We start from the raw sequence: 20,326 nt of genomic DNA on the forward strand, positions 1-20,326 counted from the left end.
TTCTTATATTTTTCGCCATTTTTTCTAGCAATTAAACTTATCTCAATTTTTGAAATATTCATCCTTATTTTTCATTAGATACTTAATCAAATCCGCAGTCATTAACATTGCCATAACATCATTATGACAATATTTTTTTAATTCTATTATTTTTTTATTTCATTCATTATCCCTAATTACATTTAGAGCTCTAGTTGTAGCGATTAACAATGCAGTTGCTCCATTTTTTACATCCAATTTTGAATAGGAAATGATATTGTGTTCTAAATATTTTCCTAATTCATTATTTGTGACAAATAACTCAATTTTTTTAATTGAGGAAGCTCCATTAAGTTGCCCTAAATTAATAAATCGGTCATGAATAAATAACTTTGTTCCATAACCCTTAAAAAGATTACATAAATCTACTAATTTTTCAACTATAAAATCAATCTTGGACACATAAGAACAATATTCTTCATATGACAGATCATTATTTTGAAAATAGTTAAATAAACTGTCCTTGATTTCATTTAATCTTGATCGTTCATAGGAAATATTGTAAATAATATAATATGAAATATTCTCATCATACAGATCATCAATAATTTTCTTATAAGTATTCAAATCAAAACTTAAAGGATCATAAACATAATCATTACTTTCATATATTTTATTTCCCTTTGTTTTGATAATAGATGTTTGTGAAATAATTTGACTCCAATTGCCAACACCATCAATAATTGGATATGGTAAGGTTACTCCTTCAAAATCAAACCATGCAATTTGAGACTCATTATCATTTATTACTTTGTACTCAAAAACATCCTCAATTTGAGGATTTATTCCAATTAGGTTATTATCATAAAATTCTTTGATTAATTTTTCTTTGATAACTCCTAGATTTAAATCTATTCCCGCAATAGCCTTAAGAATTTTCTTTGAACCAAATTCATACTTTGGGAATGCTTTGTTAAATATTCTTAAGAAAAATCTATTCGCACCAAAGTTGTCTATAAAATCATTCTTTGTTATTCTTCAATCAGTCTCAATTTGTTCTTTATTTTCTATAAGAAATAAAAACTCCTTAAACGAACAAGTATAAATACTATTTTTACTTTCAGTATTTTCTATTTTTTTATCGATGAAATTATAATCAGCATAGACTAAATCACTTTTTGCATGTTCTAAAAGCGTTATATTATTAGTCTTGATTCTTGATGATGAATATTCAAAATTAGGATCTGAAATATATAAAGCATTAATTTCAGCTTCAGAAAGTGTCGCTCTCTTTTCGGGTGTTAGAGAGTAACCACTTTTAGATAACGAACTATATTTACTCAAAATAAATTCTAATTTACCTTTTTTTTGTCTTTGTTTTTTTAGATATTTTGGTTTTAAAATAAAGATTTCATTTATTGTAAAGTAATTTTTTAAAATTGAATAATCATAGTATGCTTTTAAAATATTTCTTTTTTTTGTTTTATTTGAATAATTTAGGTTACCCAAATAATTATTTTTTGCATCATAAAAAAGGAATTTTGTATAGCATCCTTTATATTCAAAAACAGGATTAATTAGTAACTTAAATCCATTTTCAATTGCTTGTTTAGTTTCAGAAATTTTATTATTCAATGTTTGTTTATTTGAAATAAACTTTATTTGTGTATCATCAAAATCTTCATTTTTCTTATAAAAATCAATTAAAAAACTTATTGCTTGTTTTTCAAGTTCATCTAAACCATTCGAAAACATTTCAAGCGTTTGAAACAATTCGAATAAATATTTAATATTTTTCTTTGTATCATCAGTTGCAATGATTTCTTTTAAACTTGAATTAATTTCTAATTCCTCTTTTAAATATTCAATTTTTTCATACGCGGAAAGTTTATCTATTTTTTCTTTTGTTTGTTCATTTAGATTTTGAATTATAAAATTATTGAATATCTCTTCAATTTGTTCAATCTTAAAATCTAATAAATCAAAATCTTCTTCCAAGAGGTTTTCGGCATCAAAATTACCTTCTAATTTGGAATTAAAAAGTTCAGACTTTTCATCAAGCGCAATGTCATCAGCATCATTGAAAATGAATCAAGGTCTTGTTGTATTTGCAATTAAGAAATCATTAAAACTATATAAGTCTTTCTTTATCTTCATATTCAGCTACTGCCTTTCCAATTTCCACTCATTTTAAATAAAGTTCTTCTCATTCTTGATAATTCGAACATGCTAAATACTCAATTAAATCTGAATCAATACTTTCATTCCAAATTGGACTAACCCCAGCTTTTGTGTACTTGTAATATCATTCTTTGCATTTATTAATGTCATCAAGAACTTGTTCTTCATTAACTTCAAAAAATCAATTCTTAACAAATCTTTGATTAAGGTCAACATTTTCAGGATTAACATAGTCTTCATCTTCTAAAAAAGCGGCAACAATGGTAAATTTTTTAACGTTCATTAAATAAGAATAAAGTTGCGCTTGTTTAATATAAGATAAATTAATATTATTGTTATTTCAAGCACTTAGTTTCTTTATTCCTGTTGTTTTAATTTCAATAATTAATTTTTGATCTTCTAGATATCCATCTGGTAATCCGCCAAACAAATCATGATTAGAAAAATAATCATAATTATACTTTTTAGCATCGAATCTTTCAATCTTGAAATTATATTTGCTTTCAATCTTTTCAATGATCTTTGGTTCTAAAGCAATCCCTGCATCAACATATTTACGATCTAAAATAGGCATAGGAAATCCTGCGATTCTTGCAAATGCTGCAAATTCACTATTTAATGAACTCAATTTTAAAATATCCCCAAGAGCACTACCCGTTATTTTTCTAAATCCTCCAAATGAGCCTGGCTTATTTGAAAGTAGTTTATGGTGATAATCAGCATTTAAAATAACAACTTTATTATCATAATCTACTTTGTATTCTTGGCCGTTATACTTTGAGCGTTGAGGAATTTTAATTTTTTTAGTTATATTATCCATATATTTATCCCTATTTAAATCAATTTAATTTTATTTTAATCTTAATTTCTATCTAAAAATTGAAACTTATAAGAAATTAATATATTTAGTTAATATATTATAAATATTTTAAGTTTCAAAAATTTATTTATTTACTCTTATTTTTATGTGGTTTATAGAAACTATAAATTGTTAATTTTTAAATTATAAATTTAATAATTATGACTGCAAAGCAAGTAATGCAAAGTAAAAATTGGCAAAAATAATAAAATTATAATATGCTTTTTTTTGCTATAATTAATCTATCTAAATAATTAAAGGAGTCATTTTTATGAATAGAAATTTAAGATCAATTTTATATATGATACCTTCTTTAAGTTTGTTAGGTTTGCCTTTAGTTGCTGCATCTTGTAATAAAGATCAATCAAAAGACAATAATTTATCATTTTTAGAAAAAATTAAGTCCTTAAGAGTCAATATCGAAGAGATTATAAAATATGAAAAAGATGCATTTGAAAAGGAAAATGCAACAAACCTATTAGATCAAATTAAAAGTCTAGAAAAAGAAGATGCCAAAAAAATTAATGATCAAAAATTAGATGAACTTCTAACTAAAATTAAGTCTGCTATCTCTGAATTTAATAATAGAAATTTTTTGGGAAATAACATATTAAAAATCAATCGTATTGTTAAAAACAAAACAAACATTGAATCAGATAAGGTAGTTGAAGAATTAAAAAAAGCAAAAGATTGAAATGAATTAAAGAAAGTATTTGATAAATATTCAATTGAGTTTAAATTGCTTGAGGAAGATAGCATTCATGATATTAAGGTTGCCTCTGAAAGTCATGCTCATCCACATGAAGGTATAATTCATTTAACGATTGAATTTGGAAACAATAAAGGAAAAAAACAATACGAACTAGTTGGTTTTAAAATTGAATTAGACAAAGAAGATAGAAATGATCATAAAAAAGAAGATGAACACAATGAAACTAAACCAAATTCACACATGACTTCTTTGAAAGATAACTAATTAAAAAAGATCAATTAGAAACACTAAATAATATAATTAATTAAAAAAAATAAAATATGGAGGACCAGTGCTAAACAATAGAAAATTAAACATTCTTAAAAATGTAGCATTCTATATTTTTATTTTTTTTATAACTATAACAATTGTATTTTTTGCAATCAATCTCTTAATTGAACCTCGCATTAAAAAGAACCTTGCCATTTATCAACAAATTCCATCAAATCTACTGATTCGTTTTAAGATATTTTTAAAAAATTTGTTCACTTTCAATCCTGGAAAAATATATTCATATGAATTAGCCAGTGTTGAAAGTAATATTCTAATACTTTATTTAAAACAACTAAAATGAAGTATATTAGTGAGTTTTATAATTTTTAGTATTAGTTTTATTCTAGGAAATATTTTAGGAATAACTTCAGCGTATAAATTAAATAAAACTTTTGATATTATTATCACAATCGCTGTTTCTTTATTTGCTGCAATTCCACTTTTAATTATTGCAATTCTAGCTTTAATTAATTCCTCGTTTTTCGGTTATCCATCGCAATTTATTTATGATAGAAAGTTTAGTTTCATTTCTTTGCTTATTCCAATTATTATTTCATCATTTCCAACAATTGCAATCTTCTTTTCAAAATCACGTAAAAAAACCCTAGAAATTTTAAAATCAGAATACTACTTATTTGCAAAAACATATGGTCTAAATAAAAGACAATTATTAAATAAAGTAATACTAAAAAATTTATTGATAAGTCAATTGAATCTTTTCTTTGTAATATATGTTTTACTCTTTACAATCACTATTCTTATTGAGTCAATCTTTTCAATCCCGGGACAAAGTTTATTCATTTCATTTGCCTTTAAAAAGGGAGAAATTGATATCATAATGTTTTATTTTATGTTTAATTTCATTCTTCTATCAATACTAATTTTCCTTAACAACATCTTAATTAAGAAAATGAATCCAATCCTTGCTTCAAATTCATATTTAAATATTAAATTTAAAAAAATGCAAGGAGGTAAGCATGAATAACCTCTTTTCATTTCACAAAAATAAAGAAAAAAAACAGTCTGCTTATGTTATTCACCAAAGTTCAACAAAACAATACTGAAGACGTTTTTTTGGCAATAAATTAAATCTAACTTGATTTATTTTATTCACAATATTAATTTTGTCATTAATTATTGCCTTATTTTTTATAAGAAATTCACCAACAAAGTCGATTGATGAAAACACTGCTTTAGTAAATAACCTACCTTCAAGTTTAAATAAAATAATAATTAAAGATTTTAATCGTGGTCCTGAACTTGACTTTATTCGTCAAATTGCATCAAGTGAAGCAAAGATGGCAATTGCAAAAAATCGTGAACCTCTGTTTTTGATTTATTTCGATTCAGCCAAACATATTGGTGGAGACCAAACGATTCATACTGATATTGTAACTTTAATATATAACCCTTATGATTTAATTAAAGCAGTCAATAACATAAATTCTGAAGGCCTAAAAATCTCAATTCCAAGCATTCTCTACTTAGGAACCAATAATCAAGGGATTGATATTTATTCAAGATCAATTGTTACACTTTGAATTACAATTATTACAATATTTTTTGCAATCTTTATAAATATATTCATTGGATTCAATCTTGCAGTAATTGTTAATATTTCGAAAAAAAATCATTTTATTAACTTCATTGATAAATTAATCAATTCAATGTCTGTAATTCCAGAAATAATTTGAGTGTTTTTACTTTCAGTATTCATTGGAACAAAATGATATGCAATTTTAATTTCTTTATCTCTTATCTGTTGAATTTCATACTATAAATTGGCTAAAGAAAAAATTTGAAATTTATTACACACAGAATTTATTTTGGCATCAAAAGCAATTGGTTCTTCATATTGACAAATAGCTTATAAACATATGTTTAGATATCTTTTTGCTGACTTTCTAATTATATTAATTGAGCGTTTTTCAATGAATATTCTTATTGTTTCATCTCTTGCTTTCTTAGACTTCATCACTGAGACAAATAACCTAAATATGGGTTCTATACTCAAAGAAGCAATCATTTTATTTTTTGAAAATCCAGGTTACTTATTGCTTAACTCAATATATTTAATTTTATTTTCTTTAACTCTTAAACTTTTATCTTTAAGTTTTGCCAATACTTTAAATGTAAAAAATAAGTAACTTATTTTTAACTAAAATTTGCTATCTTAAATTCTTAAAATTAAGATTAAAATAACTAGCAAAATTAGACATTTAAACATTTATTTTTTTTAATTAATATTTTGTTAAAATATATGCATATAAAAATTGTTTTTTGTTAAAATTAGTTTTATTAAATTTAGTATTGGAATAAACTTTTTTAGTTTGGACAGGACATAGCTGAAAGACTATGCTTAGGTGGTTAAACGCGTTTAATCAATATTAGATTTTATTAAAATTACTATATTTAAAAAATAGGAAAGGAAACAAAAAATGGCAAAATTAGATTTTGATCGTTCAAAAGCCCATGTTAACATTGGTACAATCGGTCACGTTGACCACGGTAAGACCACTTTAACAGCTGCTATTGCAACAGTGCTATCTAAGAAAGGTTTATCAGAAGCTAGAGACTATGCTTCTATCGATAATGCGCCTGAAGAAAAAGCACGTGGAATTACAATTAATACATCACACATTGAATATCAAACAGAAAAACGTCACTATGCACACGTTGACTGTCCAGGTCACGCCGACTATGTTAAGAACATGATTACAGGTGCTGCACAAATGGATGCTGCTATTCTAGTAGTTGCTGCAACAGATGGTCCAATGCCTCAAACTCGTGAACACATTCTTCTAGCAAAACAAGTTGGTGTTCCTAAGATCGTTGTTTTCTTAAACAAAATCGATATGTTTAAGGATGACGAAAGAGAAGAAATGATTGGTCTAGTAGAAATGGATATCCGTGACCTACTAAATCAATACAAATTCGATGGTGACAATACTCCAGTTATTGCAGGTTCAGCCCTAAAAGCTCTACAAGGTGACCCAGCATACGAAGCTCAAATTTTAGAACTTATGGATGCTGTTGACTCATATGTTGAAGAACCAGCTCGTGAAACTGACAAACCATTCCTAATGGCTGTTGAAGACGTTTTCACAATTACTGGTCGTGGAACTGTTGCAACAGGTAGAGTAGAACGTGGTGTGCTAACACTTAACGAAGAAGTTGAAATCGTTGGTTTAAAACCAACCAAGAAAACAGTTGTTACTGGAATTGAAATGTTTAGAAAAAATCTAAAAGAAGCAAGAGCTGGTGACAATGCTGGTCTATTACTACGTGGTATTGACAGATCAGAAATCGAACGTGGACAAGTTTTAGCAAAACCAAAAACAATCGTTCCTCACACTGAATTTGAAGCTACAGTTTACGTTCTTAAAAAAGAAGAAGGTGGACGTCACACTCCATTCTTCCAAAACTACAAACCTCAATTCTACTTCCGTACAACAGACGTAACAGGTGGAATTAAATTCATCGGTCAACGTGAAATGGTTATGCCAGGTGATACAGTTGAATTAAAAGTTGAATTAATTGCTCCTATTGCCGTTGAAGAAGGAACAAGATTCTCAATCCGTGAAGGTGGTAGAACCGTAGGTGCTGGAACTGTTACAAAAATCGTTAAATAGTTTCATTACTAATCAACTAAATTTTAAAAAATACGTTGCCATATTTTAAGGGACAACGTATTTTTTTATTCTTCTATTAAGGTATTATCATTAGAAGATTTTTTATATTCCAATTTATCGATATTTAATTTTTTTGCCTGGTTATTAAGCTTATCCATCACTAGATTTGCATTCTTAGTTGCTTTGCTAATTGATTCGCTAGCCTTATTAACATTTTTTTCAGATTCAGATAAACTATTACTTAAATTTTTATAATTTTTTTGAATATAAATGAATAAATCCTTTATTTCTTCTAAATGTTTAGAGAACATAAAACCTTGATTTTTGATTAAAATATTATAAATGAAAGCCATAATTGTAGATGGGCCTTGAATAAGAACTTGTAAGTCCTTAAATATTTCTGAAACAAAATTAAAATCTTCAATAACTTTTAAATAAATTGATTCAGCCGGAAGATATAAAATTCCAAATGGCATTGTCTTTTTGTTTTCTTTAATATATTTTCCTTTTATACTTTTAGCCATCGTTTTAATTTCATTTTCAATCTCTTTATATTGAATTTTGTTATCAATATATTCCGATCATTTTTTAGATGGAAACTTGCAATCAATTGGAATAAAAATTTCCTTTTCAAAACCATCTTCAAGGTAGACTGATTTGATTGCAAAATCAACTCGTTCAGAAGAATTTTCACCAATTGAATATTGTTTAAATCAATACTTATTTTCCAATGTTGGGAATTGATTTCTCAAAATGCTTTCTAAAGTGAATTCACCAAAATTTCCTATTGTTTTTGGATTTGAAAAAGTTTTACTTAGATTCATAACAGATTCCTGAATTGTGCTAAATTCAATCATTCCTGTACTCATTTTATCCATTGAATCTTGAATAGCTTTAAATTGGTTTGCGACTTGTTTTTCTAATTTATCATTGAAATAAGAATCAATCTTGTCTTTAATATTTCCAATTTCTTTAGTATTTCTTTCACTTATTTGATTAAGTTTATTATCAATCGTTTCTCTAATTTCTTTTTCTAATTTAAAAAATGAATTTCCTAATTCAATTTGACTTTTATTAAGAATGTTATATAGTGAATTATCATTGCTTCCTGTGATTGCTGAAAGTAATATTGAATTAAGTTCACTTTTTAATTCTTTAGTAGTTTCTTCATTGATATTTTTAAATTCTTTCTTTAATTCATTATTAAGTTGATTCTTACTTAATTTGCTTTTAAATCCAATGTAAATTAAACTAACAATCAATGTTAATAAAATAACAATATTTATTATTAAAATTCCAATGATCATAACTTTATTTTCTTTTTAATCTCCTTATATTTAAACACTATAATGAATATAAAAACTTATTGATATCTAATTTAAATTTATTGCTTCTATTCAAAAATAAAGATCAATTTTATGCTTATTTTAAGTAATATTTTTCTTTTATTCTTTTAGATAAAAATATCTTATTTTGTATTTCTTAATATTTCTTAATTATATAAGAACTAATAATATAAAATTTAATATAACTATGAAAAGACATCTAAAAAAAATCTTGTTTTCTTCACTAATTCCAACAATGGCACTAATCCCTGCTTCAGTCTCAGTTATTTCTTGCACAAATAAAAATTTAGTAAAATTTGAAAGCACAAATACTAAAGAAAAAAAAGAATTTGAAGCAATCAAAACAGAATTTAATAATTTAAAATGAGATGATTTCTATTTAGCAAAAAATCGCAATTCAGAAAAGATTAATTACAAAAATTTTACTTACGAAGAATTCTTTGAATATCAAGGTGATAATCCAGAAAGAAAATCATATAGTTTAAAAAGAATTGAAATTACCAAGGATACAAGTAAATTAGGAATTTCAAAATCACTAGATATAGATAAAAATCAAACACTTAAAAATTATGTTTCAAATACAAAGATAAATGAGTTAATTAATGATTTCAATAAAGACAAAAATGATAGGGAAAAATTAATTGTGATTTTTCGGTCAGTAAAATTAGCACCTCCAGAAAACGCAATCCTAGTTTTCATATGATTAACACAAAAAAAATATTTAGAAGAAAATAAGGATGTTAAAGATATTAAATATCTTGCCAAAAATCAAATCAATCTATATGGTCATTGATTTAGAAATGAAGAATCCGAACTAAATAAAAGACAAAAACATATTTGAAAAATTGTTAGTTATGTTGTTCCTGCAATTGCAATTGGTTCACTATTACTATATATAATGATTGCCTTAATAATTCGTAAGAAAAAAATTGCGTTTAAAAATAAGAAAGGAGATAGAAAATAATGCTTTCAGTTACTAATGATAAAAAACCTGTTATATTCTCTGATGTTGATGGAACAATATATCAAGATTTCAATCTTCAAAAAGAAACTGAAACTGATATTAAATTTGCAATTCAAAATGGAGCAGACTTTAATATTTGCACCGGCAATCCCGTTCAAGAACGCATGATATATTTAGCTAATAAATTAAATGCTAAATATCTAATTTGTTCTTCTGGCGCTGAGATTTATGATGTTAAAAATGAAAAAATGATTCAAACATCACATATTGATTACTCAATTCTTTTAAAACTAATAAAAATTGCTAAAGAACTTAATATTCAAATGTTTTTTTGAGATGAAAAAGACTATTACTATCTAAAAGATGAATTTCCAATTAAAAATGAAATTTTAAGATATCACTTTATTTCAGAACAAAAGCGAAAATCAGTTCCTAAGAAATGAAACAATGAAACAATAAACCCAATAAAGATTGAAATATACTCAAATTTCAATTCAGAATTTCCTAACTTGCCAGTTGATGTATATCCTTATGTTAAGGACATTGAAAATGTCGAAATGGTATTAACCCATTTTAATATTGAAGTAAGTCCTAAAAATATTAATAAAGGTAGTGCAATAAAATGAATTGTTACCAATCTTTATAAAGATGAAAATGTATCAATTGATGATGTGATGACAATTGGAGATAGCAACAATGACGCGTCAATGTTAGAAATTGGAAACTATTCATATGCAATGGCAAACTCTGTAGATAAGCCATTAAAAATAGCAAAATTTTTTACTAGTGATGTGATACAAAATGGATTAGGTGAAGCAATCCTAGATTATCTATATCGACTAAAGAACATTATAAGAAAGCATATGCTTCATGAATTTTTGGAGGATAAATAAAATGAAACTTACAAGAATCGGTATAAATTACGTAATCGAAATTAAAAACATTGATTTCTTATCTCCTTCACTTCAAAAAAAAGGATATGAAAATACCAAATTTATTGAAGATAACGGAAAAAAGTTAGAGTTAGTTATTAGTGATAATCTATCGTTTGAAGAATTAAGCGGTGCTATAGTTGGAATGCATGGATTGGTAGGATTCAAATACTACTCAATGTTTGAATCGCAAGAACATATTGAGCACAATAAAAATAGTTCATATGATGATTTTGTATTTTATGACATTAACGATTTTCTTTATAAAGATATTGGAAGACTTGCAAAAACTAAAGAAAAAGTGTATCTAACAGTCATTCTTTCTGATTACTCACTTTTAAGTTTTGAATTAATTTTTAAACAAACAGTTATTCAACCTAAAAAAGGCGAATATAACATTGAATTTTGAAAAATTAGAAATAAATTTCAAGCATTCACAATTAATAATATAAATCTAAAAAAATTAGCACTAAATCAAAAACAAACAGTTATTTGTGCCTCTGATTTAATACCTATGTTATTTGCTAAAGGTCAATTTCATTTTAGATTACCAGTCGAAGAAGTTGAATTTGATCTTAAAGATTCAATTATGTCATATAACTCACTTGCCACAAGACAAGAACTTCAGACTGCTTCAAGAACTCTTGGGGCAATCTATGAATGAAGAGAATCATTCAACGACCCAATGTGAATCCAATTTATGAAACACGATTTCAATGATACTGATTTAGATGAAGAATTTGCTAGTGACCAAGATTTTGATGAATATGAAAAATACCTTAATGATAAGCAAAGTACAAATGACCTAAAATACAATCAAGGTACACAAAAAAATAAAAAAAGTGAAGTTGAAATTGAAGGTTTAAAATTACCAAATGAAAACTTAAATTTTGATGATTTACTAAAAATTAAATCTGATTTTTTAAATCAGTTAATAAAAATGATTAATGATTTACACTTAGATGATGACGAAGTAAGACATATGCTTGAAGAATTCATTTCTGATCTTGGTCAGCATCAATTTGATGGTATGAAACCTTTTAATGTTACAAAAGAAGAAAAAGAAAGTTTTATTAATGAAGTATTCGCAAAATATAAAGAGTTAAAGAATGGTTCACAACAAGAAAAGAAAAATTCAAATACTTCCAATGATTCTAATCTTGACGATATCAACTAGATTTCAAAATCCAAGTACATAATACTTGGGTTTTTAAATATCTATCTATTTTTTTGAATTTAACTATAATTTTTAAAATATGAATAATAAAATCATAATTAAAAATGCAAGAGAAAATAATCTTAAGAATATAAGTCTTGAAATTCCTCGCAATCAATTCGTTGTCTTTACAGGAGTATCTGGTTCAGGTAAAAGTTCACTCGCTTTCAACACCATTTATGAAGAAGGAAGAAGAAGGTACGTAGATAGTCTTTCAAATTATGCAAGACAGTTTCTTGGTGGAACAAAAAAACCTGATGTTGATAGTATCGAAGGATTGAGCCCTGCAATCTCGATTGAACAAAAAACAGTTCACAATAATCCACGTAGTATTGTTGGAACCGTGACTGAAATTTATGATTACTTAAGATTACTTTTTGCAAGAATTGGCAAACCATATTGTCCAAACCATAAAAAAGAAATCACAGCACAAAAGAGCCGTGATATTCTTAACCATGTTCTATCCCAAAAAGAAGGATCCAAAATCTTTATTATGTCTCCAATAATAATCAATCAAAAAGGATCTTTCACTTCTACACTACTAAAATTAAAAAAAGAAGGGTTTTTGCGTATTAAAGCAAATGATGAAATTTTTGAATTAGAAAATGAAATCAAACTAGATAAGAATAAGAAGTGAAACATTGATCTTATTATTGATCGAATTACACTTTCAGATGACTCAGAAATTAAATCTCGAATTGCTGAAGCAATTGAGATTGCCTTACAGTATTCAAATGGGTTGGTTACAATTGAAGTCATTGGTGGACAAAAGAATACTTATTCAATCTTTCATAGTTGTGAACATGGCGACTTCGATATGCCAAAAATTGAACCTAGACTTTTTTCATTTAATTCCCCTAATGGAATGTGTTTAAAATGTAAGGGACTTGGTATTCTTCAAAAAGCCTCTTGGGATTTAATATGTCCAGACAAGAATTTATCAATTAATCAGGGTGCTATTTTATTTTATAAAAACTTTATGAATACACCTAATTTAGAATGACAAGAATTTGATAAATTGCTATCATATTATGATATTGATAAGAACACACCAATTGGAGATCTTTCAAAAGATGAAATTGATATTTTAAAATATGGTTCAATTGATGATATTACTTATACTTTGATTGCAGAAAGTGGAAATCGTTATGAACGTTCTAAACACATCGAAGGAGTATGCGAAAAAATAGAACGTAAATATTTTGATACATCATCCAATGATGCAAGAATTTATTATTCAAAATATCTATCTGACATTACATGCGATGAATGTAAAGGAAAAAGACTTAATAAATATGCCTTAGCAACTCATATTAATGATTTAGATATTTTTGAAATTTGCAATAAATCAATTGATGAATTAAAAATTTTTATCAATGAAATTAAATTATCTGACATTGAAAAAGAAATTACCAATCTAATTCTAATCGAATTAAATCATCGCATTGATTTCTTAATTAATGTTGGTCTTGAATATTTAACCTTAAATCGAAAGGCAGAAACTCTTTCAGGTGGTGAGGCTCAAAGAATTAGATTAGCTACACAAATCGGAGCTAATTTAACTGGAGTTTTATATGTTTTAGATGAACCATCAATTGGTTTACATCAAAAAGATAATGAAAAGCTACTTAGCTCATTAAGAAAAATGGTAGACATAGGTAATTCATTAATTGTTGTTGAGCATGATGAGGAAACCATTAGACAAGCAGACTTTATTGTTGATATCGGACCGAAAGCAGGAGAACACGGAGGAGAGGTAATTTTTGCTGGGAATATAGACCAAATCATCAATGAAAAAGGTAGTATTACAGGAAAATATTTATCGAAAGAATTAGAAATAAAAATTCCAAAAAGCCGTCGTTCAGGAAACGGAAAAGTTTTAAGTATCAAAAACGCAATAGCAAATAATCTAAAAAACTTGACAGTTAAATTCCCTCTTGGTAAGTTTATTGCTATAACAGGAGTCTCAGGATCTGGAAAATCATCTTTAATAAATCATGAACTAGTTAATGAATTAGAAAAATTCTTTAAAAATCCATCTTACGATCAAAACAAAAAAACAAAATTATCAGGACACTTAGATGTTGATAAACTAATTAGAATTGATCAAAGTGCAATTGGAAGAACTCCAAGATCAAATCCCGCCACATATACTGGTGTATTTGATGACATTCGAGAAATTTTTGCAAATGTTGAGGAAGCAAAAATTAGAGGTTATACAAGATCCAGATTTTCATTTAATGTCCCAGGAGGACGTTGTGATAAATGCGAAGGAGATGGCGTAATTAAGATTGAAATGCATTTCTTGCCTGATGTATATGTAACTTGTGATCATTGCGACGGTCAAAGATATAATTCCGAAACAATTGAAATTAAATATCATGGAAAATCAATTAGTGATGTATTAAACATGACTGTTGAGCAAGCATACATTTTCTTTTCACAAAGAACCAAAATTCAAGATCAACTTAAAACTCTTCTAGATGTTGGACTTGGTTATATTAAATTAGGTCAAAATGCAACTACTTTATCTGGTGGTGAAGCACAGCGTGTTAAACTTGCAACCTATCTTCAAAAAAAACCAACAGGAAAATCTTTATATATTTTGGATGAACCAACTACTGGACTACATCCTTATGATATCCAAAATCTTTTAAACGTTTTAAATCGTATCATTGATCATGGAGATACTGTAATTGTAATCGAACATAATTTAGATGTCATAAAATGTGCTGACTATATAATTGACTTAGGTCCAGGTGGAGGAAGATTGGGTGGTCAAATTGTAGCTACAGGTACTCCTGAACAAGTATCCCAAATAAATGAATCATATACTGGACAATACCTAAAAAAAATACTAAGCAATTAAACTTTTATGCTTAGTTTTATAAATTTGTAAGATATTTAATTATTAATAATTAAAATATTATTAAACGTAAATTAATTTTTAAAAAAGGAGGGTAAAAGATAATGAAAGATTATAATGGGATTAGCTTACATATCGGTCCGTTTTATGTTTATTCTTTAACAATGATGTTAGGGATGCTAACTGCTATACTTACAGTCTTATATTTCTGAAAAAGAGAGAAATGACCACTTGATAAACTAGCTATTTTAATTTTCATCGCATTACCAACAGCAATTGCTGGAGCAAGAACTTTCTTTGTTATTCAGCAATTAATTGAACATAAAGGTTGAGTTAATGGGCCATGATACGAAATGTTCTTCATTTGAAAAGGTGGATTATCAATTCATGGAGGTGTCATTGTCTCAAGCATTTGTTGCATTATGTATATTATTTTTAGCAAAGATGCAAAAAGTATTGATCTAAAAAAAGCATTTTCAATTATATTGCCTGCAGTTTTAATTGGTCAAGCAATTGGACGTTGAGGAAATTTTGCAAACCACGAAGTTTATGGCGGAATAATGACTGAGTCTTCCTTAGCATTTAGAATTCTTCCTAAATTAATTAGAGAACATATGTTTATTAATGGTCATTATCGTTTACCTTTATTTTTATATGAATCTATTGCAAACCTAATTGGATATATCATTTTAGTTTGAATCTTAAATTATTGAAATTGACTAAAACCAGGAACAACCGGAGCATTATATATTCTATATTATGGAATCGTACGTTTTGGAATGGAGCCACTTCGTGAAGATAGTTATAACATTTATAAAGTAATATCAGCTCTATATATCATTGTTGGACTAGTATTATTAGTGTTATTTGAATTTGTTATTAAGCTAAATTACAACGTTTACAAGGTATATAGATTTAATAAAGAATGAACTCATAAATTCTTTTATTTCATAGTGTATGAACCAAAAGAACCTCGCGGAAAACTATTAAAAAGAGAATTTGAAAAATATAAGTTAGACGCAAAAACAAAAGCATTTGAAACTACCTAATAAAATGAAATAAAATTAAAAAAAGGAATGATAGAGGAATGGATAATAAATTTGATGTTCTTATCGTTGGCGGCGGCCCTGCTGGTTTAACTGCAGCAATATACTTAGCAAGAAATGAATATGATGTTGCATTTATAGAAAATGGGGCGCCTGGGGGCAAAATGACTCAACAGTCCAAGATTGAAAACTATCCTGGTTTTGATTTAATTAGTGGGTTTGATTTATCTATTAATATGCTAAATCAAGCAAGAAACAATAATGCTAAACAGATTTTTGGAAATGTAATTGATATCATTAGTGACTCAGAAGATGAAAAAAGAGTTATTCTTGAGGATGGTAAAACTCTGTATGCCAAAGCAGTTATTATTGCTTCAGGAATGGTTAACTTAGTGCCTACTAAAGTTGAAAATATTCAAAAATTTACAGGCAATGGCGTTTCTTACTGTGCAATTTGCGATGGTGCACTTTTCAAAAATCAACCATGTGCAATCATTGGTGGGGGTAATTCAGCATTTGAAGAGTCGGCATATTTAGCATCCACCGCATCTGAAGTTCATATTTTTGTAAGAAATGGCATCATTGCAGAAGCAAGATTAGTCAATGATGCAAAGAAACATAAGAATATTTTTATCCATGAAAATTCAGTTATTCTAAAACTTAATGGTGAGACAAAACTTGAAAGTATAACTTGCAATATCGATGGGGAAATCAAAGAAATGAATATTAAAGGAGTATTTCCTTATATCGGTTTTAAAGCTGCTACTTCATTTATAAAAAATAAAGATATACTAAACGAAAGAGGTTTTGTTATTGTTGATGAAAATATGGAAACCAAAGAAAGAAACATCTTTGCCATCGGCGATGTTATTGCAAAAAGTATTCGCCAAATCACAACAGCAACAAATGATGGTACAATCGTTGCAAAGACAATTTCATCAAGGATAATTAAGTAAATAAAATGAACAAGACAAAATTTTTAACTTTACTCACAAGTGCAACTATTCTTTCAGCTCCTCTAATTTCGGTTGTATCATGTGAATTACATGAAAAAAATAATGTTTTTTTATTTGTTCCTTTTAAAGAACAAGGTGAAAAACAATCATATAATACAGTTAAAGAAATTATAGATAAATTTAATGCTAACCTTGAAAGTAATGAAAAATACAAAAAAAATAAACTTGTTTTACGTAATGATCTTAGCAAAAAAGAAGTAAACTCAAAAATTAATCTTGAATTAAAAACTAAGGATTACCGCACTCCTTCAATTGTTTTTTCATTCCCTTCAATTGTTCCAAGAATTCAAGAAAATAATCGTCTAATTGACCTAACAGAAATTGCAAAAAAAAGTGGAATTCAAAAATATTCAAAGAATCTTTTGGATTACAACAAACGCCTAGGTTTTGAAAATGAATCTCATATTTATAATCTCCCTATAGGTATTGCTTCTGAATCTTTAATTGTAAATGATGTACTCTTATCTTATTATCTAAATGCATTATTTGAATATAATAAGTCAAAAAGTATTAATAATCAAAACATTTCAAACGCAGAAAAAAATCAAGGTTTAAATTCACTTATAAAGGATAGTAACAAATTTAACGATCTAACAAAAGAAATTAGCATCGAATTCAATGATAATGAATTAAAAAAATGAGATTTAGACTTAAGTAAAGATATCTTTGCTTACTCTGATGATTTTAATAAGTTTTGTAATCTGATTAGAAAAAGTGTAAAGAAATTCAATATTAAACAAGGAAAAGTTAATAATAAAATAGACATCCTTTATGTAAGACATATTGAAAATTATATTTATGGAGAATTATTTAAAAAAGCTAATTCTGATTTTAAAAATTATGCAATTGGATACACAGAGAAAAATAAATTTAATTTCGAAATTTTTAAAGAAAACTCTAAACAATACAATGACTTTTATTCAACAATAAAAAACTTCTATTCAAATTTAAAGAATGATGTTATTAAAACTGAAAGATTAAAAAACTTTGTTCCTGCTAGTTTTACAAATCAATTATTTACAATCGCTACAACAAGATTGTTATATGCAAAAGAGGCTGTCGACTTCTTTAATGAAAATAAAGGTAGATTTTCGATAAAGAATGTTCCATTTAAAGCTAACGAAAAACAAACAAATGGTTCATATTTTATTCAAGGATTATTTTTATCTGCAATCAAATCTGACATCGAAAATAAAAATGAAGTAGTAAATCAATTTTTAGATTGATTTTATGATCCAAAAAATCTAATTGAATGAAATTATTTGAATTACAAAGTTAAGTTAAGTCCTGTTGAATATTTAGCTTTAAATCTAGTTTACTTATATCCTTCAGAGAACTTTAAAAATACTTATAAATCAATCAAAGAGATTCAAAATGATTCAAATGATTTAGTAATAAAGAATATTGAAAACAAAGATTTAATTCCTTTTACTGATTTAGTTGATTCTGAAAGTAAAAACGAATTAATAAGAATTTATATCAAAACATACGTAAATAGTCTACTTTTAAAGAATTTAAAAAACAAAGACGACAAAGACACAGAAGCTATAGTTAAGAAATTCATCAACCAAATTGAAGAAAAAATTAAATAGGATAATTATGGATTTAAATGCAAATTCCATTGAAGAAATTAAGGAAAACAACAATATAAAAAAGATTTTTTCTATCAAAGACAATCATATCATCGCAGAAATAAATGATAAATTCAATGCATTTAATGAAACAACAATTAAGCGCCTTGCCCAATCAATAATCAATGTATTGAATAAAGAAAAAAAAATCGACCTAAAAATTTTTATAGCTAATGATGGAAGCAATAAAAATTTAATATCTTTTGAAAAAAGTATTGGTGATGTGATGGCTTTTCAAAATGGGCAAGTCTATAATTTTGAAGGACATACTCCTATTTCTTTAGCATTCCTGAAGTTTGTTAATTTTTCGACTGATTCTTTTTTAATTAGCATTTATTTACACAAATATAATCTTAAAAATAAGTATGCAATTTCAATCTATAATAAAGATAATGAAGCTGTCAGCCCTAAATTTCTTGAATTAGTATTAAATGAATATCAATCAATTCAAAACAAAGAAATTAATACTGTTCAAAATGAGCGTAAACTTCTTGATTTTGATAAATTACTAAAAGAATATTCTCAAATAATCCTATCAAGAAATTACACTAAAAATGCCAATCATCTTTTAAAAATAGGAATAATAAATTCTAGTTTACAAAATACCTTTGTTAAAAGAATCCTTGGTAAAAATGACATAGCATATCAAGTCTTAAAACCAAAATTAAAGGAAGATAAACCTAAAACAATCAAATTTTTAGCATTTAGCTATCATAAACTAAAAAACATTGAATACATTATTAAATTTTCATTTGATTATCAAAAACTTTTTCTATACAAAAGAAATTATGATAAGTCTCTTTATTTACAATATGACTTAATTGATATAAGTGATCTTATCTCTTTATATCTAATGTTTATAAATAATCATAATATTATTCCTAATGATAGTTTTGTGCCCATTCAAGATATCTACTGTTCACATTTAATTAAAGAAGAAAACATAACTAATTTATGCTCACAATTAAGTTTAAGATTAAAAGCTAATTGAATAACACCAATTGAACAAATTACATCCAATAATGCTTTATATTTCGATGAGGAACATAATGTATATTTGTATAGCAAAGAAAAATTAGGGTTAGATGGATTTAGCTTCCTAAGTATCATTGTTGACATGCTAAATTACTATAAGACTCAAGCAATGAAATACAATGATATCTATGATCAAATTAAAAACTTATCTAAACCACTAATTGTTTCTGAGTTTCAATTTGATTGTGATCCAAAAAATATAAGTGACTTTGAAACAAAATTATTCGTTCAAGATAAGATTGGTCAAATAAAAGTTTCATCAATTGAAAATATCAGTTCATATCAAAAAAATAAAAATCAAAAATATATTGCAAAATTTAATTTCTTACAAAATGAGTGAGTTAGCATTAAATATGATTTTATCAATGAAAGACTAATTTTTAATGTTCAAGAAAATAAAAAAACTAAAGGTAATCTATCTAAAAAAATAAGAAACTATATGTCAAAATTTGTTTCAAAATATAACAAACCTCTTATTAGTTTTAAACTATTTGAATAAAAATCCCATAGTTTAAAATTTCATATTTCTAATAATTTCGTATATCATAAATAAGTATTTAAAAGTACTTATTTTTTTATAAAATAGAGTATAATTTTGT

15 protein-coding genes are annotated in these 20,326 nt (G+C 26.3%); 12 read left to right on the top strand and 3 right to left on the bottom strand.

Translation table 4 applies throughout. The features are described 5' to 3' along the window. Positions 1-24 precede the first annotated feature (24 nt). Entirely contained in the window at positions 25-2,136 is a 2,112-nt protein-coding gene (locus tag BCF89_RS07700; protein ID WP_111518238.1) for a UU173 family protein, read from the bottom strand. Next, the gene (locus BCF89_RS07705; protein WP_211305408.1) at positions 2,111-2,980 is read right to left on the bottom strand and encodes an MAGa7180 family putative nuclease; all 870 of its coding nucleotides are present in this window, start codon (positions 2,978-2,980) and stop codon (positions 2,111-2,113) included. The genes BCF89_RS07700 and BCF89_RS07705 overlap by 26 nt, the downstream gene beginning before the upstream one ends. Before the next feature lie 310 nt (positions 2,981-3,290). On the opposite strand from BCF89_RS07705, the gene BCF89_RS07710 reads away from it, so the two are divergent. From BCF89_RS07710 to tuf, 4 genes are all read left to right on the top strand, one after another. Continuing rightward, positions 3,291-3,995: a hypothetical protein gene (locus BCF89_RS07710; RefSeq protein ID WP_111518240.1), complete on the top strand. Its 705-nt coding sequence runs from the start codon at positions 3,291-3,293 to the stop codon at positions 3,993-3,995. Positions 3,996-4,062: 67 nt separating this feature from the next. After that, entirely contained in the window at positions 4,063-5,028 is a 966-nt protein-coding gene (locus BCF89_RS01170; RefSeq protein WP_111518242.1) for an ABC transporter permease subunit, read from the top strand. Further along, positions 5,021-6,190, top strand: a complete 1,170-nt coding sequence (locus BCF89_RS07715) for a peptide ABC transporter permease (protein ID WP_111518244.1) — start codon at positions 5,021-5,023, stop codon at positions 6,188-6,190. Before BCF89_RS01170 ends, BCF89_RS07715 begins: the two co-directional genes overlap by 8 nt. A 291-nt stretch (positions 6,191-6,481) precedes the next feature. Beyond that, positions 6,482-7,675 carry an elongation factor Tu gene (gene tuf / locus BCF89_RS01180; protein WP_111518246.1) on the top strand — a complete coding sequence of 398 codons (1,194 nt, stop codon included), beginning with the start codon at positions 6,482-6,484 and terminating at the stop codon, positions 7,673-7,675. A 65-nt stretch (positions 7,676-7,740) separates the two neighbouring features. On the opposite strand, the gene rmuC is transcribed toward tuf, so the two are convergent. Continuing rightward, positions 7,741-8,982: a DNA recombination protein RmuC gene (gene rmuC, locus BCF89_RS07720; protein WP_111518248.1), complete on the bottom strand. Its 1,242-nt coding sequence runs from the start codon at positions 8,980-8,982 to the stop codon at positions 7,741-7,743. Between the two features lie 226 nt (positions 8,983-9,208). On the opposite strand from rmuC, the gene BCF89_RS07725 reads away from it, so the two are divergent. From BCF89_RS07725 to BCF89_RS01225, 8 genes are all read left to right on the top strand, one after another. Beyond that, positions 9,209-9,985 (top strand): hypothetical protein, encoded by a 777-nt coding sequence (locus tag BCF89_RS07725; protein WP_111518250.1) that lies wholly within the window; start codon positions 9,209-9,211, stop codon positions 9,983-9,985. Continuing rightward, complete coding sequence (locus BCF89_RS07730; RefSeq protein ID WP_111518252.1) at positions 9,985-10,878, top strand: HAD-IIB family hydrolase; 894 nt, start codon at positions 9,985-9,987, stop codon at positions 10,876-10,878. The genes BCF89_RS07725 and BCF89_RS07730 overlap by 1 nt, the downstream gene beginning before the upstream one ends. A 1-nt stretch (position 10,879) precedes the next feature. Next, positions 10,880-12,094, top strand: coding sequence for a hypothetical protein (locus BCF89_RS07735; protein WP_111518254.1), 1,215 nt, complete (start codon positions 10,880-10,882; stop codon positions 12,092-12,094). 79 nt (positions 12,095-12,173) lie between these two features. Continuing rightward, on the top strand, positions 12,174-15,002 hold the full coding sequence (gene uvrA, locus BCF89_RS01205; protein WP_111518256.1) for an excinuclease ABC subunit UvrA: 2,829 nt from the start codon (positions 12,174-12,176) through the stop codon (positions 15,000-15,002). Between the two features lie 101 nt (positions 15,003-15,103). Next, on the top strand, positions 15,104-16,048 hold the full coding sequence (gene lgt / locus BCF89_RS07740; RefSeq protein WP_111518258.1) for a prolipoprotein diacylglyceryl transferase: 945 nt from the start codon (positions 15,104-15,106) through the stop codon (positions 16,046-16,048). Between the two features lie 38 nt (positions 16,049-16,086). Further along, positions 16,087-17,001, top strand: a complete 915-nt coding sequence (locus BCF89_RS01215) for an NAD(P)/FAD-dependent oxidoreductase (RefSeq protein ID WP_111518260.1) — start codon at positions 16,087-16,089, stop codon at positions 16,999-17,001. A 5-nt stretch (positions 17,002-17,006) separates the two neighbouring features. Continuing rightward, positions 17,007-18,653, top strand: coding sequence for a hypothetical protein (locus BCF89_RS07745; protein WP_111518262.1), 1,647 nt, complete (start codon positions 17,007-17,009; stop codon positions 18,651-18,653). A gap of 7 nt (positions 18,654-18,660) precedes the next feature. Beyond that, complete coding sequence (locus BCF89_RS01225; RefSeq protein WP_111518264.1) at positions 18,661-20,226, top strand: hypothetical protein; 1,566 nt, start codon at positions 18,661-18,663, stop codon at positions 20,224-20,226. Positions 20,227-20,326: the final 100 nt, after the last annotated feature.

The organism is Metamycoplasma auris, assembly GCF_003253435.1.
Taxonomy (GTDB): domain Bacteria; phylum Bacillota_I; class Bacilli_A; order Mycoplasmatales; family Metamycoplasmataceae; genus Metamycoplasma; species Metamycoplasma auris.